The sequence below is a fragment of the Paraliobacillus zengyii genome (assembly GCF_003268595.1).
Lineage (GTDB): Bacteria > Bacillota > Bacilli > Bacillales > Amphibacillaceae > Paraliobacillus_A > Paraliobacillus_A zengyii.
Window position 1 is genome coordinate 1,915,083 of sequence record NZ_CP029797.1, and the last position, 23,096, is coordinate 1,938,178.

16 protein-coding genes, 1 riboswitch and 1 other annotated feature are annotated in these 23,096 nt (G+C 33.5%); of the genes, 14 read left to right on the plus strand and 2 right to left on the minus strand.

The window, feature by feature from the left end; all coding sequences use genetic code 11:
• The first annotated feature begins 37 nt into the window (after positions 1-37).
• From DM447_RS09685 to DM447_RS09720, 8 genes are all read left to right on the plus strand, one after another.
• A complete protein-coding gene (locus DM447_RS09685) occupies positions 38-1,033 on the plus strand; it encodes an LLM class flavin-dependent oxidoreductase (RefSeq protein ID WP_112181032.1) in 996 nt (331 codons plus the stop codon).
• 77 nt (positions 1,034-1,110) lie between these two features.
• Positions 1,111-1,326 (plus strand) — a binding site (T-box leader).
• A 60-nt stretch (positions 1,327-1,386) separates the two neighbouring features.
• On the plus strand, positions 1,387-2,502 hold the full coding sequence (gene proB / locus DM447_RS09690; protein ID WP_112181033.1) for a glutamate 5-kinase: 1,116 nt from the start codon (positions 1,387-1,389) through the stop codon (positions 2,500-2,502).
• Positions 2,503-2,504: 2 nt separating this feature from the next.
• Positions 2,505-3,749 carry a glutamate-5-semialdehyde dehydrogenase gene (locus DM447_RS09695; protein ID WP_112181034.1) on the plus strand — a complete coding sequence of 415 codons (1,245 nt, stop codon included), beginning with the start codon at positions 2,505-2,507 and terminating at the stop codon, positions 3,747-3,749.
• A 90-nt stretch (positions 3,750-3,839) separates the two neighbouring features.
• Complete coding sequence (locus tag DM447_RS09700; protein WP_112181035.1) at positions 3,840-4,766, plus strand: manganese-dependent inorganic pyrophosphatase; 927 nt, start codon at positions 3,840-3,842, stop codon at positions 4,764-4,766.
• Positions 4,767-4,948: 182 nt separating this feature from the next.
• On the plus strand, positions 4,949-6,208 hold the full coding sequence (gene ilvA / locus DM447_RS09705; RefSeq protein ID WP_112181036.1) for a threonine ammonia-lyase IlvA: 1,260 nt from the start codon (positions 4,949-4,951) through the stop codon (positions 6,206-6,208).
• Positions 6,209-6,384: 176 nt separating this feature from the next.
• A complete protein-coding gene (gene add, locus DM447_RS09710) occupies positions 6,385-7,443 on the plus strand; it encodes an adenosine deaminase (protein WP_112181037.1) in 1,059 nt (352 codons plus the stop codon).
• 265 nt (positions 7,444-7,708) lie between these two features.
• A complete protein-coding gene (gene cysK, locus DM447_RS09715) occupies positions 7,709-8,629 on the plus strand; it encodes a cysteine synthase A (protein ID WP_112181038.1) in 921 nt (306 codons plus the stop codon).
• 15 nt (positions 8,630-8,644) lie between these two features.
• Positions 8,645-9,298: an SDR family oxidoreductase gene (locus DM447_RS09720; protein ID WP_112181039.1), complete on the plus strand. Its 654-nt coding sequence runs from the start codon at positions 8,645-8,647 to the stop codon at positions 9,296-9,298.
• An 81-nt stretch (positions 9,299-9,379) separates the two neighbouring features.
• On the opposite strand, the gene DM447_RS09725 is transcribed toward DM447_RS09720, so the two are convergent.
• Entirely contained in the window at positions 9,380-9,817 is a 438-nt protein-coding gene (locus DM447_RS09725) for a YaiI/YqxD family protein (RefSeq protein WP_112181040.1), read from the minus strand.
• Positions 9,818-9,919: 102 nt separating this feature from the next.
• Here DM447_RS09725 and DM447_RS09730 point away from each other — a divergent pair, with 102 nt between their 5' ends.
• A complete protein-coding gene (locus DM447_RS09730) occupies positions 9,920-10,786 on the plus strand; it encodes a CvfB family protein (protein WP_112181041.1) in 867 nt (288 codons plus the stop codon).
• A gap of 44 nt (positions 10,787-10,830) precedes the next feature.
• Here the strand turns inward: DM447_RS09730 and dapA are convergent, their stop codons facing one another.
• Positions 10,831-11,718, minus strand: coding sequence for a 4-hydroxy-tetrahydrodipicolinate synthase (gene dapA / locus DM447_RS09735; RefSeq protein ID WP_112181042.1), 888 nt, complete (start codon positions 11,716-11,718; stop codon positions 10,831-10,833).
• Positions 11,719-11,867: 149 nt separating this feature from the next.
• Positions 11,868-12,055, minus strand: a riboswitch (Lysine riboswitch).
• A gap of 230 nt (positions 12,056-12,285) precedes the next feature.
• Between dapA and DM447_RS09740 the strand changes: the two genes are divergently transcribed.
• The 5 genes from DM447_RS09740 (at position 12,286) to DM447_RS09760 (ending at position 22,900) form a co-directional block, all read left to right on the plus strand.
• Entirely contained in the window at positions 12,286-14,010 is a 1,725-nt protein-coding gene (locus DM447_RS09740; RefSeq protein WP_112181043.1) for a methyl-accepting chemotaxis protein, read from the plus strand.
• A gap of 182 nt (positions 14,011-14,192) precedes the next feature.
• Positions 14,193-16,961 carry a bifunctional diguanylate cyclase/phosphodiesterase gene (locus DM447_RS09745; protein WP_112181044.1) on the plus strand — a complete coding sequence of 923 codons (2,769 nt, stop codon included), beginning with the start codon at positions 14,193-14,195 and terminating at the stop codon, positions 16,959-16,961.
• Between the two features lie 147 nt (positions 16,962-17,108).
• Positions 17,109-17,498 carry an IDEAL domain-containing protein gene (locus DM447_RS09750; protein WP_112181045.1) on the plus strand — a complete coding sequence of 130 codons (390 nt, stop codon included), beginning with the start codon at positions 17,109-17,111 and terminating at the stop codon, positions 17,496-17,498.
• Positions 17,499-17,645: 147 nt separating this feature from the next.
• Positions 17,646-19,526, plus strand: a complete 1,881-nt coding sequence (htpG, locus tag DM447_RS09755; RefSeq protein ID WP_112181046.1) for a molecular chaperone HtpG — start codon at positions 17,646-17,648, stop codon at positions 19,524-19,526.
• Between the two features lie 179 nt (positions 19,527-19,705).
• Positions 19,706-22,900, plus strand: coding sequence for a DEAD/DEAH box helicase (locus DM447_RS09760; protein WP_112181047.1), 3,195 nt, complete (start codon positions 19,706-19,708; stop codon positions 22,898-22,900).
• Positions 22,901-23,096: the final 196 nt, after the last annotated feature.

The following is a 23,096-nucleotide window of genomic DNA, read 5'->3' on the forward strand; positions in this document are numbered from 1 at the left end:
TGGGTGTTTTTTTCTTAATAGAAGGAGATCCGATTAGATGAGATTAAGTATATTAGATCAGTCACCACTTCTTGAACAGGTAACATCATCAGAGGCGCTTGTTGAGTCAGTGAAATTAGCTCAAGTTGCAGAGGCGTATGGCTATCATCGATTTTGGTTAACAGAACATCATGGCATTAACACGCTTGCCAGTTCTGCTCCAGAAGTTGTATTAAGTTATATTGGTAGTAATACCAAGAAAATACGATTAGGTGCTGGTGCAATATTGCTGCCGCATTATAAACCTTTAAAAGTCGCAGAAACATTTCATACTTTAGCTACGTTGTTTCCAGATCGAATTGATTTAGGAATTGGACGCGCGCCGGGAGGATCTGCTCAAGCATCTATTGCATTATCAGGTAATTATTTGGAAAATGTAAAACAAACACCAGATAAGATAAGGGAATTACTCCATTTTATAAAGCAAGATTTTCCTAACGACCACATCTATCATTCAGTAATTCCTATGCCATTGCCAGAAGTACAACCTGAAATTTGGTTGCTAGGAACAAGCGATAAGAGTGCGAAATTGGCCGGCGATTTAGGAATCAAGTATGCTTTTGGTGAATTCATGAGTGAAAATAAGGGTCCAGAAATAACAAATAAATACAAAACGAATTTTTCTGAAAATAAGCAAGCTGAACATGCTTATACATTAGTGACAGTTCAAGCTATTTGTTTAGAAACTGAAGAAGAGGCTTCACAAGAAGCTTTTTCTCATAGTCTAAACCAAATTGAGAGCACATTAAATAAAAAAATTGAGAATAGGTCACTTGATCAATTTGAGGAAAGATTTAAACAGTTAAGTCCTACAGAACAAGAATTAGTGCACCAAGCAAAAGAAAAAATTGTTTATGGTACACCCAAACAAGTGAAAAATCAATTAGAAATGATTCAAAATAACTACCAAGCGGATGAATTAATGATCATTACAAACACAAAAAGTTACGCGACTCGTTTAAAGTCATTTCAGCTAATAGCTGAGGCATTCTAAAAATCAACTGATTTTTCTGACAAAAGTAGTTGACATTTTTATTTTACTACAGCATAATATGATGTAATTAGATAATTCGGAAGACGAAGAAGAGGATTAGTAAATTGTTATCATATGATAAGAGAAGGGGATTCATCGGCTGAAAGGTCCCTGCATAATCGATACTTTTGAACCTACCTTGGAGTTGTTAAGCAAATACCTTAACCGCCTCCTAGCGTTATAGGATGAGATGGGCAAGTATAAAACTTGTCAATATAAGGTGGTACCGCGGAAAAACTTTTTCCGTCCTTTACAATAAAAATGTAATGGATGGAAAGAGTTTTTTTATTTTTATACAGAGAAGGCGACTAATAATGGCAAATAAACGAGTGGTTGTGAAGATAGGGAGTAGTTCATTAACAGAAAAAGACGGGCGATTAAGCCTGTTTAAACTAAAAGGTCACGCAGATGCCATCGCTCGATTAGTTCAGGCAGGAATGGAAGTGGTACTTATTTCCTCAGGTGCTGTTTCAGCTGGTTTTGGAAACTTAGGCTATTCTAGTAAACCTGTAACTGTTTCAGGTAAACAGGCAGCTGCTGCAGTCGGTCAAGGGCTATTAATTGAAGCGTATAATGATGCATTTAAAAAGTATGACATGGTTTGTGCTCAATTATTATTAACGAGAGATGTATTTGTTAATCAGGAGCAATTCAGCAATGTATATCAAACAATTACAGAATTATTAAAGAGATCAGTTATTCCAATAATAAATGAAAATGACTCTGTTGCAATTGATGAATTGACTTTCGGTGATAATGACATGTTATCTGCACTAGTTAGCGGTTTAGTAAATGCAGATTATTTAATTCTTCTTACTGATATTAATGGGATTTACGACGCAAACCCAAATCAAGATCCATTGGCTAAAAAATATCATTATCTTGATTCGATTTCAGATGATTTGATCAAGCAAACGAGTGAAACATCTAGTTCTAAAGTGGGAACAGGCGGAATGAAATCAAAACTATTAGCAGCACAGACGTCACTTTCTTTAGGTGTCGATGCATTTGTTGGTCTTGGTGAAGGTGAAGAAAAATTTTTGAATATCATTGATGGCAATGGTGATGGTACCTATATCGGGAATCACCAAACATATCATATTCGCAAACAAAAACAATGGATTGCATTTCATTCGAATATATCAGGACAAATAGAAATTGATAAAGGTGCACAACAGGCAATTATATTAAAAGGAAAAAGCCTTTTACCAGTTGGTATTAAAGAAGTCATTAATACCTTTGAAGCAGGAGAAGTGGTTGAATTAATTTATCAAAATAATGTGGTAGCAAAAGGACAGGTTAGCTATTCTTCAGATGAGCTTTTTAAAGTAAAAGGTTTAGGAAGTATAGAAGCGATGAAAATAACGAATAGAAAGCGACCAGAAGTGATTCATCGAAATAAACTAGTACTAACTTTACAGGGGGTATAAAAATGTTCGATTTAATCGAAGTTGCAAAACAAGCAAAAGAGACGTGCCTATCATTATCAAATGCAACAACAGAAGAAAAAAATACTGCATTACAGTTGATAGCAAAAGAACTTATTGAACAACAGGAGTTCATCATTACTGAAAATAAAAGAGATATTGCATCCTCACAGAAAAATGGCGTAACAGAATCAATTATCGACCGTTTACGATTAGACAAGATTCGAATTGAGGAAATGTCTCATGCATTAGAGCAATTAGTTATACTAGAAGATCCAATTGGCGTTACTTTAGAAGATTGGAAACGTCCTAATGGTCTTATGATTAAGAAAGTTTCCGTTCCGATTGGGGTGATTGGAATAATTTATGAAGCTAGACCAAATGTTACAGTTGACGCAGCAAGTCTGTGTTTGAAAACAGGTAATGCTGTCTTATTAAGAGGAAGCTCCTCAGCTATTCATTCAAATAAAGCAATTGTTTCCGTTATTCAAACTGCACTAGCAAAATCCGATCTACCCGTACATGCTGTACAATTAATCGAAGATACAAGTCGTGAGACAGCTGAAAAAATGTTTCGTTTAAATGATTATTTGGACGTTTTAATCCCAAGAGGTAGTAAAAATTTAATTGATACAGTTGTAAATAAATCTTCTGTACCAGTACTCGAAACAGGTGCTGGTAATTGTCATCTATTTATTGACGAAACTGCTAATCCGGAAATGAGTGTGCAAATAGCAATTAATGCAAAGACACAACGCCCCTCTGTTTGTAATGCTATTGAAACTATACTTGTTCATGAGAATTGGTTTAAAGAGCATGGCGATTTATTAATTAATGCACTTCGTGATCATGATGTCGAAATACGGGCTGATGCTAAAGTAATATGGACACATTTTGAATTACCATTAGCAACTGAAGAGGATTGGGAAACAGAATTTTTAGATAAAATTGTTGCGCTAAAAACCGTATCAAGTGTAGATGAGGCGATTGCACATATAAATTGGTACAGTACGAAACATTCAGAATCAATTATTACTGAAAATAGCAATCACGTTGTAAAATTTATGAATCAAATTGACGCTGCATGTGTTTACCATAATGCTTCGACGCGCTTTACCGACGGTTTTGAATTTGGTTTTGGTGCTGAGATTGGAATTAGCACCCAAAAATTACATGCTCGTGGACCAATGGGATTAAAAGCATTAACATCAACAAAATATACTTTATATGGTGATGGACAAATTAAATGATTTTACGTGAAAGATTGTTTGTTTTGCGTTACAATAGATTATGGATTTATGTAACGCAGTATTATTTAACAATAAAGGGAGTGTAGTAGAATGTCGAAATCATTAATTTTTGGACATAAAAGTCCAGATACTGACACAATTACAGCAGCAATTGCGTATGCTTATTTAAAAAAACAACTAGGTGAAGATGTTGAAGCAGTCCGTTTAGGAGCAATTAATAACGAAACACAATTTGCGTTAGATCATTTTAAAGTAGAAGCTCCAAGACAAGTTGATACAGTGGCTAACGAAGTTGATTCTGTTATATTAGTTGATCATAATGAACGTCAACAAAGTGCAGATGACATTGAGCATGTACAAGTAAAAGAAGTGATTGATCATCACCGTATTGCAAACTTTCAGACAAGTGATCCTGTTTATTATCGTGCTGAGCCAGTTGGCTGTACTGCAACTATTTTGAATAAAATTTATAAAGAAAAGCATGTCGAAATCCCTAAAGAAATAGCAGGATTAATGGTGTCAGCAATTATATCGGACTCTTTATTGTTTAAATCACCAACATGCACGAATGAAGATATCGAAGCTGCACGAGAACTTGCAGACATAGCAGATATAAACCTTGATACATATGGACTAGAAATGCTTAAAGCTGGAGCAGATTTAAGTCAAAAATCAACTGCAGAGTTAATCACACTAGATGCAAAAGAATTTGAAATGGGTTCTTATAAAGTAGAAGTAGCTCAAGTAAATACAGTTGATATAACTGAGGTTTTAGTGAAACAACAAGAATTAGAAGCAGTTATTACGAATACAATAAATTCAAAAAAGCTTGATCTATTTGTGTTTGTAATTACGGACATACTTAATAATGATTCTGTGATTCTATCACTAGGTAAAATGGCAACTAGTGTTGAGAAAGCATTTGATGTTAGATTAGAAAATAATCAAGCCTTATTAAAAGGTGTTGTTTCTCGTAAGAAACAAATAGTGCCACAATTAACAGAAACATTAGGATAACAAAAAGGAAAGGCAGCTATAGAAATGAAATAGTTGTCTTTTCTAATATAGAATAACAAATAAAAAATTAATTAGTTTTTACCTGGTGCAACAAACAAGCATTCAGGGGAAAGTTTAAACTTGATTTGTCATTTTTTCTGACATATCAAACCTAAAATTTTTCAGAAAGGATCCTATTAATTATGAGTACTGAAGTTAATGCAATTCAAATTAAAGATATTCTCATTGCACAGAAAATGTTAAAGGACGTTGTTCGAAATACGCCATTACAAAAGGATGCGATCCTTTCCGAAAAGTACGAATGTAATGTCTATTTAAAACGGGAAGATTTACAAGAGGTGCGATCTTTTAAAATTAGAGGCGCCTATAATTTAATGAAAAGTTTGAATGAAGATGAGTTAAAGAATGGTGTTGTTTGTGCAAGCGCGGGTAATCATGCGCAAGGTGTAGCCTATTCATGTAAGGCACTAGGTGTAAAAGGTAAAATATTTATGCCTACTACAACTCCGAGACAAAAAGTTAAACGTGTCGCTTTTTTTGGTAACTCTTATGTTGAAACTGTCCTAGTTGGCGATACTTTTGACGATGCATATAAGGAAGCAAAAGCTTATTGTGATGAACATAACATGTCATTTATCCATCCTTTTGATGATTATCGGACAATTGCAGGACAGGGCACACTAGGATTAGAAATACTCGATAATATGCAAGAACCAATTTCGCATATGTTTATGTCAGTTGGTGGCGGTGGGTTAATCTCTGGTGTAGGTTCTTATGTGAAGAGTATTAGTCCTAATACGAAGATTATTGGTGTTGAACCAGCAGGTGCGCCATCGATGCAAACATCGCTAAAGCATAATAAGGTGGTACGTTTAGACAAAGTTGATAAATTTGTTGATGGTGCTAGCGTACAACAAGTTGGTAATCTGACATTCGAAATAGCAAAAGAAGTAATCGATGATATTTCAATTGTACCAGAGGGTAAAGTATGTACGACACTGTTAAATCTGTATAATGATAATGCTATTGTTGCAGAGCCTGCTGGTGCTATGCCAGTAGCAGCTTTGGATGAATATAAAGATGAGATCAAAGGGAAGAATGTTGTTTGTATTATAAGTGGTGGAAATAATGACATAGACAGGATGCAAGATATTAAAGAAAGATCCTTGATTTATGAAGGCTATAAACATTACTTTATCGTTAATTTCCCGCAACGTGCAGGTGCTTTAAGAGAATTTTTAAGTGAAGTTCTTGGTGAAACAGATGACATTACACGTTTTGAATATACCAAAAAAAATAACCGTGATAAAGGTCCTGTTTTAGTAGGAGTAGAATTAAAGGATCGGCTCGATTATTATCCATTAATAGAACGAATGGAACAGAATGGATTTACTTATATTGAAATTAATAAAGATCAAGACTTATTTCACTTATTAATTTGAGTTTAAAACATTTAAAACAGGCAGGTAGCTGCTTGTTTTCTTGTTCTTAGCGATATAATTTATACTATCTAACATAAATAATAAATAACCATGTGAGGATAACTAACAAAACACTAGTAATCACGCATCACTTTTATTAACATAGGAGTAATATATTAATAAAAGGAGAGGGTACAATGATTACAGAAGAAACGATGCGTGTTATAAAAAGGTTGCCTAAAGTTGACTTGCATGTTCATTTAGATGGTAGTGTAAACCCACAGACTGTACTCGAATTAGCAAAAAAACAGCAAGTAAGATTACCTAAAACAACACTTACTGAATTAAAGCCCTATCTTGAAGTAAATGACGCTTGTTCGGATTTGTCTGAATATTTGAATAAATTTAATCTAGTTGCAAAGGTTCTTCATACCAAAGAAGCGTTGGAACGTGTTGCATATGAATTAGTCGCTCGTGCTAAAGAACAAAATTACAAGTATATTGAAGTACGGTTTGGACCTCAATTGCATCGTGCTAACGGATTAAGTGTTTCGGAAGTCATTGAGTCTGTTATTAAAGGATTAACAAAAGGTGAGCTAACGTATCGTGTAAAAGCCAGAGCAATAGCATGTTGCATGCGTCACCAACCTACAGATATGAATAAAGAGGTTATAAAGTCTGCTGGAACCTTTTTAGGAAAAGGTCTTGTTGGTGTCGATCTAGCTGGTGATGAGTCTGCATACCCAACTTATTTGTTTAGAGAAGTATTTGAGTTAGCTAATCACTATGAATTACCTGTAACGATTCATGCTGGTGAAGCATCTGGTTCTGAAAATATAAAAGAAGCTATTTTAAATCTAGGTGCCAGTCGTATTGGCCATGGTGTTCGACTAAAAGATGACGAAAAATTATTTAACAAAATTGTTAAACAACAAATACCTTTAGAAATGTGTCCAATCAGTAATATACAGACGAAAGCTGCTGATAGTTGGGAAACGTATCCGATTAGGGATTATTTTGATCGAGGTGTAAAAGTTACGGTGCATACTGATAATATAACAGTATCTAATACGACGTTATCAAAAGAATTCGCTATTTTAATGGAACATTTTAACTTTTCAATAATAGAACTAAATCAATTAACAATGAATGCAATTGATGCTTCCTTTCTTGACTTTGACGAAAAGATGGATCTTAAAAATAGCTGTATACAAGAATATAAACGAATAGATGAAATGCTGCAATTAGTTGTTTAAATGTACAGTATCCCTAATTCAATTAGTAAACCTTATTTTATTAAGGTTACTAGTTGTTTTTTTTGCTCTTTTTTATGTAACCTTAATAAAATAAAGTTACGGTTCATTTTATATCTACTTTATAGAGCTTATTATTATGAAATGAGTCTGCTGTTGTGAATTCAATTATTGGCTAAAATATGTTTGGATTGATATAATAACGCAGTAAATAGGTCAGATTAATAATACATTTAAATGAAGATTTTTTTGAAAGGGGTTAAATGAAATGCGTGTTGTAAATAATATGACGGAATTAATTGGAGATACACCAATTGTTAAATTAAATCGAGTGGTACCTGATGGAGCAGCGGACGTTTATGTAAAACTTGAAATGTTCAATCCTTCTAAAAGCGTTAAAGATCGTGCAGCGTATAATATGATTAAAGTCGCAGAACAAGAAGGAAAGATACAATCTGGAGCAACAATTATCGAACCGACAAGTGGCAACACTGGAATTGGATTAGCGATGACAGCTGCAGCTAAAGGCTATAAAGCTATTCTAGTAATGCCAGACAATATGACCAAAGAACGCATTAACATTTTAAAAGCGTATGGCGCAAAAGTTGTGTTAACACCTAGTGATGAGAAAATGCCTGGTGCTATTAAAAAGGCAAAAGCATTACACGAGAAAACACCAAACAGTTTTATGCCACAACAGTTTGAAAATACTGCGAATCCAGACATTCATCGGACAACAACTGCCCCAGAGATCTATCGGCAAATGAGTGGGAATTTAGATGCCTTCGTTGCAACAGCTGGTACTGGTGGAACAATTACTGGTACTGGTGAAGGCCTAAAGGCGCTACTTCCGAATATACATATTACTGTTGTTGAACCTAAAGGATCGCCTGTTTTATCTGGTGGGAAACCCGGTAAGCATAAACTTGTTGGGACTAGTCCAGGATTTATTCCTGACATATTGAACACAACGATTTACGATGAAATTATGGCAATAGAAGATGAAGACGCTATTTCCATGTTTAAACAAATGGGCACAAGGGAAGGTATATTTATAGGCCCATCAGGTGCAGCTGCAGTTTATGCTGCAATTGATGTTGCAAAACGTCTCGGAAAAGGTAAAAAAGTAGTCTGTATTGCACCAGATACAGGAGAACGTTATTTAAGCATGAATTTATTTGAACAATAAGAAAGGATGAGTTAAATGAAAGTAGCAGTTATAGGAGCAAACGGACAAATAGGACAACATACCATAAAAAAACTACAAGAAGATAAAAATCATGAAGCAATTGCTATTGTTCGCAAAAAAGAACAACAAGAAAGTTTTGAAAACCAAGGTGTAACGAGCAAATTAGCGAACCTTGAAGATAGTGTTGATTCAATAGTTGAAGCAATTAAAGGCGCTGATGCAGTAGTTTTTACAGCAGGTTCTGGAGCAAAAACTGGTCCTGACAAAACGTTAACAATTGATCTTGATGGTGCAATTAAAACTGTAGAAGCAGCAGAAAAAGCTGGAATCAAAAAATATATAATGATTAGTGCATTTCAAGCAAATAATCGTGAAATGTTTAATGCAGCAGAAGGAATGAAACCTTATTATGTTGCGAAACATTATGCAGATGAATTCTTGAAGTTAAGTAAATTAGATTATACGATTATTAGACCAGGTGGCCTGTTAAACGATGCAGGTACAGGTAAAGTAAAAGTAGGCGATAATAATATAGAAGCTGGATCTATACCACGAGAAGACGTAGCAACTACAATTATTACTGCATTAGATAAAACGAATTTAAAAAATAAATCCTTTGATCTCGTTAGCGGTGATCAATTAATAACTGATGCATTAACTAAAATTTAAGTCTTTGCAACTAGCGAATTGAATAGAATGGTTTATGGTTAACAGAACAACTCGGTATCAAAGTGACCGAGTTGTTCTGTTTTATGTAAGAAGTTCTTTAAATATACGGTGAAATTTAGCTCTGTCTTCATTACTAAATGCTTTAGGTCCTTTTGTTCGGTATCCACTTTTTCGAGCTTGTGCACTTTGATAGCGTGTTTCTAATAAAAAGTCTATATTCTCTAAAGAATAAAGGAAACCCTTATGATGAATAACAGTAGCATGTTTTTCTAAGGCTAGTGATGCTAGTCCATAGTCTTGGGTAATCAAAATATCTTTTGAAGCAAGCATCGACATAATACGATAATCAGCTGCTTCTTTATCTGAATCAACATATACAGAAGTCACACCAATTGGGTCATCTTGAGTTGAGAAATGTGCATAGCTTTTGACTAAAAAAACTTCAATAGTATGTTTTTTTGCCTCTTTTATAATGATATCTTTAACAGGGCAAGCATCCGCATCTACATAAATTTTCATTAATTATCACCTTTTTCTAATTGTTTGTTTAAATCTATTTTACCAAAGATCATCATCGGTTATAATATGAAGGAGTAATTTATTTAAGGAAGAGGGCAAAGAATGGGATTATTAAAAGCAGGAGAAGTTTTAGAATTAGAAGTTGTTCGTAAAATTGAAACAGGTTACGTACTAACTGATGGATCAGAAGAAGTATTATTACATGCAAATGAAGTTGAACATACACTAGAAGTGGCAGATAAACTTGAGGTGTTTTTATATCACGATAAGAAGGACAATTTGATCGGTACAACTTCAATTCCTTCAGTTCGTCCAGATGTATTTGATTGGGCAGAAGTAACCGAAGTGGTTCCTAATTTAGGTGTGTTTGTTGATATTGGTACCACGAAACATACACTAGTCTCAAAAGATGATTTGCCACTTTTTCAATCAGTTTGGCCAAAAGTAGGCGATGAATTATATGTTACATTATCAAATGATAAAAAAGGAAGATTGTTAGCCAATCCAGTTTCTGAATCTGATTTTGGTGACAATTGGGACCGCGCTCCAGAAGATTTGCGAAATAAAACGATATATGGCAGAGTATTTCGTACAGATAAAGAGGGAGCGGTTATCATAACGGAAGAGAGTTATCGTGGTTTTATACATCATACGGAGCGGAAAGTTGAACCACGTTTAGGTGAATGGGTGAAGGGACGTGTGATCGCTGTAAAGGAAGATGGAACATTAAATGTGTCACTACTCCCTAAAAGAAAAGAAGCAAGAATTACAGATGCTCAGATGATACTTAACCTTTTAAAAGAAAATGGTGGTGAATTACCATTTACCGATAAAAGTGATCCTGAAGCAATTAAACAGAAATTTGATATTAGTAAAGCCGCATTTAAACGAGCCGTAGGAAAACTAATGAAAGAAGCAAAAATTTTACAAGATGATAGTAAAATTAGTATCAGGAAGACAGAAGAATAAGCTAAAACGCCAAATCTGCTTTAACGGATTTGGCGTTTCTAATGTTAACCAACATGTGCTTTTTTCATAAAGTAAAGAGCATGTTCCAAACGTTGTCTTTCTTCTTGATTTAAAGGAATCAACGGTAAACGAACAGAACCAACGTTAACACCGATCATGGCAAGACCTTCTTTTACTGCCGTCGGATTTGGTGCCATAAAAAGTGTTTTCATAATTGGCAAAATGTTTTGATGGATTAAAGCTGCTTGTTGAGCTTCACCATTTATGTGATGCTCAATCATAGCTTTCATTTCATTTCCGATTATATGAGAGGAAACAGATACAATACCATATCCACCAATTGCTAGAACAGGTAAGGTTAAACCATCGTCTCCACTATACAATACAAATGAATCAGGTGTTTCTCTAATTATTGTTGTCATAGCTTCTAAATCACCACTAGCTTCTTTTATAGAAGTTATATTTTCAATTTCAGCTAGACGGATAACCGTTTCTGTCGTTAGACCAACAACACTACGACCAGGTATATTGTATAGCATCACAGGTAAGTTAGTAGCATTTGCTATTGCAAGAAAATGTTGATACATTCCTTCCTGGGATGGTTTGTTGTAATACGGTGTTACAAGCATGACACCATCTACACCAATTGTTTCTGCTTGTTTCGTTAGAGCAATAGATTCTCGAGTGTTATTTGATCCAGTACCCGCTATAACTGGAACTCTTTTATTAACATGTTTAACAACGAACTGTATAAAAGAAAGTTTCTCTTCTTTTGATAAGGTTGGAGATTCTCCTGTTGTTCCTGTAATAACTAAACCATCTGTTCCATTTGAAAGTAGATGATAAATTAATTTTTCTGTTTTTACATAATCAATATTTCCGTTCTGATCAAACGGTGTTACTAAAGCTGTTAATAGTCGACCAAATTGCATGGTCCCCACCTCTATTCATAAAATTTTGTTTCGGGTTAACCTTTTGTTCACAAGGATGAATAGAGGGTATCTCATCATAATGTAAATAAAAAAAAAAAAAAACAGCAACGAAGGGCCTCGTTGCTGCATCATGATTTATTCATTATGATGCGTGAGATAGCCCTCCATATAGCAAACAATTAGCTATATGACAGTACTGCATTTATTAAATACAATACCAATGAACAAGATCGATGAGTTTCTGTTCACTTCGGCAAATCACCCTTTTTGTTACAGTCAATAGCCGCTCATCAGCTTCTTGTAACATACTTATGATCATTGCACCTCTATGCTCACTTCAATTTCTTATTGAAGTAAAGTTATTATATTAGCTCAACTATATCAAATATATAATACAGTTGCAATGACAATGGGAGATTTATTATCAGGAAATTTAAAAGTAAGCGAAATATAATAGGTATTTTGTCACATTGCAGTTGTCAGTTTGATACTTTATAGGCTATTATTATTATAATCGCAACTTTTATAAGGTTTATATAAAAAAGAAGAGACTTGGGGGATTTACATATGAAAAGATGGAGAAATATGTCGATAAGTTCAAAGTATGGTTTTACGTTTTTTGTAGCCTTTTTGTTAATAGTTATTTCTACCGCAATTGTTACGAAATTATTATTTAATGTTAGCGAAAATGTTGATGCATTAGATCGTCGTGGTGATCGAGCAGTGAAAGTTACTGAAATGGGTTCCTTAATTAGAGCAAAAAGTATTCAAGTTGTAAATTATGCGAATAACGGTGAATCAACTTATGTGGACGAATATGAATCGTTAAGAGAAGCATTTAACACGTTAGAAGCAGATATTTCCAGCCAAATGGATACGACAGAATTGGCCAATCTTTTTGATCAAGTTGTTGTTAATGACCAAGCGATGAATGATTTATTTTTAACTGATATAGTAGAAGCGATGGGAACAGGAAATCGTGCTATGGCAAATAGTTATACGAATCAAACGAATGAAATACGGTTAGAAACGTTAGATTTATTGGATCAAATCCGTGTGGTTGTAAATGCTGAAAGAAGTGAAGCAGTTACGAATACAAGAGAGAGTCAGTTATCTGCATTGATTATATTAATAAGTTCAATAGTTTTTTCAATAATAGTGAGTGTGATTTTACTATTCTTTGTAAACAGAGCAGTTACAACTAATCTAGGTAAAGTTGTCGCTGTAAGTGATCAAATCTCAAATGGTAATCTAAATGTTAAAAAAATCAATTACGATAGTAAAGATGAAATTGGTGTATTAGCATCTTCAATTGATATAATGGCTGAAAACTTGCGTACAATTATTGAGAAAGTAAGTTCTATATCTGGTACGGTGACCTCACAAAGTGATTCGTTAAGTCATTTTGCTTCTGAGGTACGATCAGGATCAGAACAAATTGCTTCAACTATGCAAGAACTTGCTTCAGGTTCAGAATCACAAGCAAATCATGCTGGTTCTCTTGCAACAATGATGGAAGCTTTTCAGTCAAAAGTAAATGCAGCAGATAAGAATGGGACAAGTATTTCTGAATCATCCTTACACATGTTAAATTTAACAGAGTCTGGTTCAGAATCGATGCAAAATTCAATTGTACAAATGACTGTTATTGACCGTATTGTACAAGATGCAGTTAAAAAAGTACAAGGATTAGACAGTCAATCTCAACAAATAACTAAATTAGTATCTGTTATTCAAGATATTGCAGAACAAACAAATTTATTAGCTTTAAATGCTGCAATTGAAGCAGCTAGAGCCGGTGAACATGGTAAAGGTTTTGCCGTCGTAGCAGATGAAGTGCGTAAGTTGGCAGAACAAGTCTCAACATCTGTATCGGATATCACACCAATCGTACAATCGATTCAAACAGAATCCAGTAGCGTTGCGAATTCTTTACAGAATGGCTACCAAGAAGTTGAAAAAGGTACCGATCAAATCAGAACGACAGGTGAAACTTTTAACACGTTACAACAATCGATTAAAGAAGTGACAGCCAGTATAAATGCAGTAAAAGAGAATATGACAACACTTGTTAAAAGTAGTAATGAAATGAATCATTCTATTGAAGAGGTAGCTTCCATATCTGAAGAGTCAGCAGCTGGTATTGAAGAAACTGCTGCTTCGTCACAGCAAACAAATAGTGCTATGGAAGAAGTGGAGAGTAGCTCAAATCAATTAGCGTCACTAGCAAATGAATTAAATGAAGTAGTACGTGAATTTGATTTAACTAATAACAATAAAAATAATGGATAAATAAGATGATTGTTTATTATGTCGAAAAATGTTGAATAAAAACTATTCACCGTTTATAATAGACTTAAGAAATGTACAAAAAGACTACTCTTTAGAGTAGTCTTTTTTTCGTAATATAAGTTTAACCAACAGTAATACTATCGTGTAAGAGTAGCTAACAAGACAAGAAATGGAGTACAAAAATGAAAACATTAACATTTTGGAGATCAAAAAGATTTTGGCAGATTCTAGGTTTAAATAGTCTTATAATTATTGGTCTTTTTGTTTTGTTGACTTTTACATCGCAAAAATTGCTTAATGATTATGCTGAAACTAATTATAAAAATATGATGAACGGTTCCACTATAAGGTTAAACAGTCAAGTAACTAATATGATACAGGAGCTAAACTATATAGGTGAAAACATTCAGAAAGATAGTGGTGCTAATAGTACCACAGAAGAAGAGATGGTTCGTTATTTGAAAGAAATAGCGACATTTGCCTCCTTGATAGATGGAGGTTCAGTAGTTGATGTTGATGGCACGGTCTTAGCACATTATCCAGAGCATTATTCTTTAACAAACACACAGTCTAATACATTCTCTGATGAAGAAGACATTTCGTTTAAAAAATTCACGAATTCTAGCGGGAATAAGTTGATGCAGGTAACGGTACCTATCTTTAAAGATGATAAAGTTTATCGTAATTATAAATTGATTATCGATGTAGCTAGAAATCCGATGTTTCAAACTTTATTTTCTACACTAGAATTCACAAAAAATAGTTATGTAGCAGTTTATGATTCAGATGGAAAGTCTATATTTGAACATAATAAACTTGATAGTCAAATTTCGATTTCATCTTTTCAAATTAATCGGCAGATGCTAACAGATATGTCGCCCGGATTTAAACAAGTATATTATCAAGCAAATCAGGAAGATAAATCTTATTTTGTTTCCCAACAGCTAATTAGTGGATTAAATTGGTCTGTCTTAATGGCTATTCCAGAAGAGGAAATTAACATTGCCTCACAAGAGTTGAATAAGGTTTTAATACCTGTTTTCCTTATCTTGTCTATTATCCTATTCTTCACTATTACAATCATGATGCACCGTAACTTACAGCCAATAAATCGCCTATTTCATGCCGTAGAGAAAGTTAGTGAGGGTGATTATACACATCGTATTAAGCAAGTTGATCCAACTTCAGACATAGGAACGATTAGTGCAAAATTTAATGTAATGGTACACGAGTTAGAAAAATATCGTACAGATGTAAAACAAAAGACTGTCGAGTTGAAACAACAAAAGAATTTTCTGAATCGAATAATTAATTTTAATCCTAGTGCTATTTATACGATGAATTGGGAAGGTAAGTTTACTTTAATAAATAAAGAATTCGCTTCTTTATATAGCTTAACCCCTGACGATATTATAGGAAAAAAAGAACAAGACTTCAATCCAAATGCAGAGGAGGCTTGGCGTTATTTAAAAGTGAATCGTGAAATCATGATGACTAATGAAGCGAAAGAAACAGAAGATTATCTTATCGACCATAATGGTGATAAAAGATGGTTTCACATTGGTAAAGTACCAATTGTCGGTAATATAGGCGAACAGTTACAATTACTATGTGTAGCAACAGAGATAACGGAGATGAAAAAACAAGAAGAACTTATTAAATATCAAGCATTTCACGATGAACTAACGAAACTTCCAAACCGAAAACTATTTATTGAAACAATAGATTCAGAAATTAGCTATGCGCAAGAACACGATACGAAAATTGCACTATTCTTTCTAGATCTAGATCGATTTAAGTATATTAATGATACATTCGGCCATGATGCAGGCGATTCTTTATTAAAGACTGTTGGACAACGTCTACAGAGCATTCTAAAAGATGCAGACAAAGTTTTCCGTTTTGGTGGTGATGAATTTACTATTTTAGCAACGCAACTTAATGATAAACAGGAAGCAGCGGATATCGCTAAAGAAATTTTATCTATCCTAACAAAACCTTATCAATTTAATGAACATAGATTTATTATTACAGCAAGTCTCGGGATTAGTATCTACCCAATTGATGCTACTGGGGTTAATGCACTTACAAAATATGCAGATACTGCAATGTATCAATCAAAACAACAAGGTAAAAATACATTCCGATTTTATACAGAAGATATGGAAAATGAAGTAGCTGAAAAATTAAAACTAGAAATGGACCTGTATCAAGCAAACGAGCGCAATGAGTTATTTATGCATTATCAACCAATTATAAATACTAATTCAGGTAAAATGACTGGCGTAGAAGCATTGTTACGCTGGGAACACAAAGAACTTGGATTGATTACTCCTGCAGAATTCATTCCAATTGCTGAAGAGACGGGTTTAATACATGAAATTGGAGAGTCAGCGTTACGTATCGCATGTATGCAAATGAAGAAATGGAATGATAAATTAGATAAGCCGTTATTCCTATCTGTCAATCTATCACCTGTGCAATTACAAGATCAAGAAATTGTTACGAAGATATGCAAAATATTAGAAGAGACCAACTTTAATCCAGAACTTTTGACATTAGAAATTACCGAATCAACAATTATGAAAAATAAAAATAAAGAAATTCGTCTTATTAAGCAACTAAGAAAGTTAGGCTGCAAAATTGCAATTGATGATTTCGGAACGGGCTACTCATCATTAAATGTAATAAAACATTTACCAATAGATACGTTAAAAATTGATCGATCATTTATTCAGAACTTACTAATTGACGAAATAGACGATGCCGTGCTGACTGCCGTATTTGAAATGGCAGCAAAGCTTAAGTTGATCGTTATTGCAGAGGGAATTGAGACAGAAGAACAGTTTGAATATGTTAAACAAAAACACTGTCACTATGTACAAGGTTTTCTCTTTAGCCAACCATTAGAAGCCGAACAAATTGATATATTCAGAAATGACAATCAATAGGATCAATTGCCAATGCGAAATCGTTGACATTTCTGCAATTTAAAAATAAAATGAACAGTAACTATTTAATTAATAACCCATTTAGAACTACGCATTTGTTATTAAATAGTAATAAGCTTTTTTACTTTAATAAGGTGGTGGCAATGCATGGAAACGAATCATACAAATCAAGTTAAAATTGGTGACTGGGTTCGAGCTAAATCAAGTAAAGGTGAGCTAATTCATGGTTTTGTTGAAAAAAATGCATTAGATCACAATATTATTCAATTACGTGTTGTAGCAAGTGATAACAAAATGCTTATGGGTCATAGTATTCAAATTAATAAGATTAAACTAAATAAATTGGATATGACAGTATCTAAGACTGAGAAACAATTACGTCAATTAATTGATATTGCATTAGAAACAAAAGATGAAGCTTGGTTTCTTGATTTAACAAAACAACTACAATATGTAAAAAAAACAAAAAAACAAGCTTACATTAAAGCATACCAGTCAAAACCTAATTCTACTCAAGAAGATTTTCGTTCGAATTAAGATAAGCAAAGACATCCTTTTCCTATGGATTGGATGTCTTTTTTTGTGGCTATTTTATTGACATGATTTCTGTTATATGGTAAATAAGTAATGTTAGCACTCGTTAGTTAAGACTGCTATTTTAAAATTTGAAAGGGGTATCGATATATGAGTAAGCAACAATTTGAAGCTGAATCAAAAAGACTATTAGAAATGATGATTAATTCTATTTATTCAAAGCGTGAGGTATTTATTAGAGAATTGATCTCTAACGCGAGTGATGCGATTGATAAAATGTATTATAAAGCCCTAACGGACGATTCGATCACATTTAATCAAGATGACTATTACATAAAAGTGGCTACGGATAAAATCAAACGTCAACTAACTATTACAGATACTGGCATTGGTATGACGAAGGAAGAATTAGAGAACAACTTAGGTGTGATTGCCAAGAGTGGATCATTAGCATTCAAAAAAGATAATGAAGTAAAAGATGGACATGATATTATCGGACAATTTGGTGTTGGTTTCTACGCTGCATTTATGGTTGCAGATGTTGTTACAGTATGGACAAAAGCATTAGGTAGTGAACAAGCATATAAATGGCACTCCGAAGGCGCTGATGGTTATTCGATAGAATTAGCCGAGAAAGATACTGTTGGAACTACTATCACATTAGATATAAAAGAGAGTACAGAAGAAGATGACTTCGAAAGCTTCTTAGATGAAAATGAATTGAAAACGATAATTAAAAAGTACTCTGATTTTATCCGTTATCCAATTAAAATGGATATCATTGAAGAGCAATTAAAAGCAGATGACGAAGATGAAACAGAAGAAGTTGTTGAAGAACAAACAGTAAACAGTATGATACCAATTTGGAAAAAGAACAAAAATGAGCTAAAAACAGAAGATTATGAACAGTTTTACGCTGATAAACATTATGGGTTTGATAAACCGCTACAACATATTCATGTTAGTGTAGATGGGAATATTCGTTATGAAGCGATTTTATATATTCCGGAAAACATGCCATATAATTACTACTCTGCAGAATACGAAAAAGGTCTAGAATTATATTCAAATGGTGTATTAATCATGAATAAATGTGCAGATTTACTACCAGATTACTTTAGTTTTGTCCAAGGGCTTGTGGATTCAGAAGATTTATCACTTAATATCTCTCGTGAGATGTTACAACATGATCGTCAATTAAAATTAATTGAGAAAAATATTACGAAGAAAATAAAAACAGAATTGCAAAAAATGTTACGAAATGATCGAGAAAAATACGAAAAATTTTATACCTCATTTGGACGCCAGTTAAAATATGGTGTATATAGCGACTTTGGTCAAAATAAAGATATCTTACAAGATTTATTATTATTCCATTCTTCTAAAGAAAAGAAACTCGTTACTCTAGAAGAATATGTAGAGAGAATGCCAGAAGATCAAACGTTTATATATTATGCTTCAGGTCAAACAAATGAGCGAATTGAAAGACTGCCACAAACTGAAATGGTCTTAGATAAAGGCTATGAGATTTTATACTTTACAGATGACGTTGATGAATTTGCAATCAAAATGATTATGAATTATCAAGGCAAAGAATTTAAATCAGTATCAAGTGGTGATTTAGGATTTGATTCAGATGACACAGAAACAAATACAGAAGAAGAAACAAAAGCTAATCATGATTTATTAGATCATATGAAGACTGTATTATCTGGTAAAGTAAAAGATGTTCGAGTATCTAAACGATTAAAAACTCATCCGGTTTGTTTAAGTAATGATGGTGAAATTTCAATTGAGATGGAGAAAATTTTAAGTATGATGCCTGATAACCAAGAAGTGAAGGCTGATAAAATCTTAGAAATTAATATTCATCACGATGTATTTGAATCATTAAAAGATGCATTTGTTAAAGACAAGGATAAAGTAGATGTATATACAAACATTTTGTATAACCAAGCATTATTAATTGAGGGACTAGCTGTAGAAGACCCGATTGCTTTTACCAATGATATCTGGAAAGCTTTAGCTTAATTTTATATAAAAACAACCTCTTCTTTTTTAGAAGAGGTTGTTTTTATGTTTTATTTGGAAGCATTTGCATATGGAAGGCGAGACTAGTTGCTTACGTACGCTTTGTTATTTATTATATTTATGTGCTGATGTGATACAATTCCACTAGTGGATTTTTCTTCATAGGAGTGACTAAACAATTGAATTTAAAATTAGACCGTAAAATTATAGAAGCTAGATGCGGTGAACTTTCCTATAAAAGTGGGAATGTTTTTTATCGTAATAATAAAGTTAAGATTGAAACAAGTACACCGAACTTATGTAAAGCAACTGTTTTAGGTAAAGAAGCTTTTCAAGTTGAAATTGAGAAAAAATCAAATAAAGATTTCCAAGCGACTTGTAGCTGCCCTAATTTAGCTAGTTATACGTTTGATTGTCAACATGTAGCAGCGGTATTAATAACAATCAATGAACTACAACGCAAGACGAATGACTCTCAGCCATCACCACATTTGACAAATGGCTTGTTGGAAATTTTTAATCAACCCACTTCACGCACAAGTGCAGAACAATTACATTTTGAAAATAGAAAAGTACTTGATGTTGCTTTTATTTGCAATCCTGTAATAGTAGATAAAGAAGGTCATCTACTAACAATAGAAATGAAAGTAGCTGGAGTAAATGTGTCAGATATTCGAGCGTTCCTAACAAATCTTAAAGAAGGAAGATCCTATAGAATTTCTTCAGGGTTTATAGTTGACTTACAAGAACATTGTTTTAATCATAAGACGGATGAAGTTATTCAATTACTAATTCAACTTATGACGGATGAACGTTTTTATCTCGAGCATTTATCGAGTGAAACCATCGATCAGATAAAAAAGCAGCAAATACTCATTCCTGCTACTTCATGGGCCAAAATATTACCGTCATTAAAAAACGTATCAGAGGTTACTGTTCATTATAAATCAGCTACTTATCAAGGGATCCAACTAACCGAAGAAAAATTACCGTTACTGTTTGAATTAATTGAGACAGCTGAAGATGGTTACCAATTAATTGTAGACGGCTTAGATAATATGATTGTGTTTCTGTCCTATAAGATGGTCTTCTTCGATGGTAAATTCGAACAATTAAATCAGCAACACACGAAGCAATTAACGGAATTAAAAAGAATATTAGATAATTCAAATGCGAATAAAATACCAATCCCTAATCAGCAAGTAAACTTTTTTTTAGAAAAAGTTGTACCAGGACTGAATGGATTAGGAAAGGTTACGATTTCAAAAGAACTACAAAAAAATGTTGTACAAATCCCGTTGATTGCTAAACTCTATCTGGATCGTGTTAAGAACCGTTTGCTGGCAGGACTAGAATTTCATTATGAAAATACTGTGATTAATCCATTAGAAAATAGGGAACCAACGTTAAATACCCTGTTTATAAGAGATGAAGCTAAAGAAGCCGAAATTTTGCAAGTTATGGAAGATAGTCTGTTTGCTACGACTGAGAGTGGATATGTTCTTTATAATGAGGAGTTAGAATATGACTTTTTATATTATAAGCTTCCAGATTTACAACGGTTGACACAAGTTTATACAACAACTGCAATTAGAAACCGGATTGTAAAAAGTAACTCGTTTCCCAAAATAAGAGTGAAGTTTAAAAGAGAAAAAACAAACTGGCTAGAATTCACTTTTGAAATGGATGGAATACCAGATGATGAAATTCGAGAACTTTTAGAAGCATTGGAAGAAAAGCGTAAATATTATCGTTTGCAAAATGGTGCTTTACTCACATTAAATACAAAAGAATTTGACGAGATAAATCGTTTTCTTCAAGGTCTACCTAGAGAAGAAACCGGTAATTTAGTAGATGGTTTAACCATTCCAATAGTTAAGTATATGGAGATACTCGATTCGGTCGAATCGAGCAATACCTTTTTAGTGGAAGACTCATTTCGCCACTTTTTAAAAACAATTGAAGATCCTAAAAATATTGCTTTTGCTGTACCTGAAAAATTAATATCTATTTTAAGGGATTATCAAGTAGATGGTTACCAATGGTTAAGAACACTAGCTAGCTATGGCTTCGGTGGAATATTAGCCGATGACATGGGACTTGGTAAAACGATTCAGAGTATTACTTATATTTTATCTGAGTTGCCAGCCATTCGGGAACAGAAGCGGCCAATATTGATTGTATGCCCATCATCTATTACCTTTAATTGGTTAACTGAGCTTACTAAATTCGCACCAGAAATAAAAGCGATTGTTATTGGCGGAAATAAAAATAAAAGGATGAAACAACAAACAAATCTACTGAAGATGGATGTCATTATTACTTCCTATCCAATTGTGCGTCAGGACATCCGAATTTTTGAAAAGAATGTTTATCATACTGTCTTTTTTGATGAAGCACAGGCTTTTAAGAATCCTGTCACTCAAACAGCCAGATCCGTTAAACGGATTGATGCTGATCATAAATTTGCTCTAACAGGAACACCAGTAGAAAATACAATAGAAGAATTATGGGCTATTTTCCACGTTATCTTTCCAGATCTATTTTTAGGACTTAAGGAATACAGCACACTTTCTAGAAAGACAATAGCAAGGAGATCGCGTCCTTTTCTACTTCGTAGGTTGAAGACTACAGTATTAAAAGAACTTCCTAAAAAAACAGAAACACTCGAAACAATTGAGTTATTTTCGGAACAAAAGAAACTATATACAGCATATTTGGCTAAACTAAGACATGACACAGTAAAACATTTGGATAAAGAGACATTTCGAAAAAACAAAATTCGAATTTTGGCAGGATTAACAAGATTACGACAGATCTGCTGTCATCCAAGTCTTTTTATTGATGGTTACACAGGAACATCAGCAAAATTCGAGCAATTGTTGGCTATAGTTGAAGAGATTAAACAATCAGGTAGAAGGGTGTTAATCTTCTCGCAATTTACGAAGATGCTCGATCTAATTGGTAGAGAATTAACCAACAGAGAACATGCTTATTTCTATCTTGATGGACAAACACCTGCTGAAGATCGTCTTAAAACATGTAACCATTTTAATGATGGTGTACGAGATATCTTCCTTATATCAATGAAAGCAGGTGGACAAGGACTTAATTTAACAGGAGCTGATACTGTGATTTTCTATGATAGCTGGTGGAATCCTGCTGTCGAAGAACAAGCTGCGGACCGTGCTTACCGATTTGGACAAACTCGAGATGTACAAGTGATAAAACTTGTTTCTAAAGGAACAATTGAAGAAAAGATGCACGCATTACAAGATAAAAAAAGAAATCTAATCGGTGAAATCATTGATTCAGAAGAACAAATTAGCGCGGCAATTACGGAAGATGACATTCGTGATATTTTGATGCTTTAAATAGATCAATTCAAACTTTCACGAAAATAATGGTTTATTTAATACGTTAAAAGGTAAATTAAGAGCAATGATATTTTAATAAAAGGTAATCGTCACGAATTCGTCACAGAAACTTCATTAGCTATTCACAACTTTTTGAACCTTAAAGTTTATAATGTAAAAGGATAACATTTCTTACTTGATAAATGTTAAGATA

Bases quoted from the DNA above. Each gene is read 5' to 3' on its own strand.
- DM447_RS09730 (WP_112181041.1), top strand. From the start codon at position 9,920: ATGGGATTATTAAAAGCAGGAGAAGTTTTAGAATTAGAAGTTGTTCGT.
- DM447_RS09725 (WP_112181040.1), bottom strand. From the start codon at position 9,817: ATGAAAATTTATGTAGATGCGGATGCTTGCCCTGTTAAAGATATCATT.
- cysK (WP_112181038.1), top strand. From the start codon at position 7,709: ATGCGTGTTGTAAATAATATGACGGAATTAATTGGAGATACACCAATT.
- DM447_RS09745 (WP_112181044.1), top strand. From the start codon at position 14,193: ATGAAAACATTAACATTTTGGAGATCAAAAAGATTTTGGCAGATTCTA.
- htpG (WP_112181046.1), top strand. From the start codon at position 17,646: ATGAGTAAGCAACAATTTGAAGCTGAATCAAAAAGACTATTAGAAATG.
- DM447_RS09700 (WP_112181035.1), top strand. From the start codon at position 3,840: ATGTCGAAATCATTAATTTTTGGACATAAAAGTCCAGATACTGACACA.
- ilvA (WP_112181036.1), top strand. From the start codon at position 4,949: ATGAGTACTGAAGTTAATGCAATTCAAATTAAAGATATTCTCATTGCA.
- DM447_RS09720 (WP_112181039.1), top strand. From the start codon at position 8,645: ATGAAAGTAGCAGTTATAGGAGCAAACGGACAAATAGGACAACATACC.
- DM447_RS09685 (WP_112181032.1), top strand. From the start codon at position 38: ATGAGATTAAGTATATTAGATCAGTCACCACTTCTTGAACAGGTAACA.
- DM447_RS09740 (WP_112181043.1), top strand. From the start codon at position 12,286: ATGAAAAGATGGAGAAATATGTCGATAAGTTCAAAGTATGGTTTTACG.
- DM447_RS09750 (WP_112181045.1), top strand. From the start codon at position 17,109: ATGGAAACGAATCATACAAATCAAGTTAAAATTGGTGACTGGGTTCGA.
- dapA (WP_112181042.1), bottom strand. From the start codon at position 11,718: ATGCAATTTGGTCGACTATTAACAGCTTTAGTAACACCGTTTGATCAG.
- add (WP_112181037.1), top strand. From the start codon at position 6,385: ATGATTACAGAAGAAACGATGCGTGTTATAAAAAGGTTGCCTAAAGTT.
- proB (WP_112181033.1), top strand. From the start codon at position 1,387: ATGGCAAATAAACGAGTGGTTGTGAAGATAGGGAGTAGTTCATTAACA.
- DM447_RS09695 (WP_112181034.1), top strand. From the start codon at position 2,505: ATGTTCGATTTAATCGAAGTTGCAAAACAAGCAAAAGAGACGTGCCTA.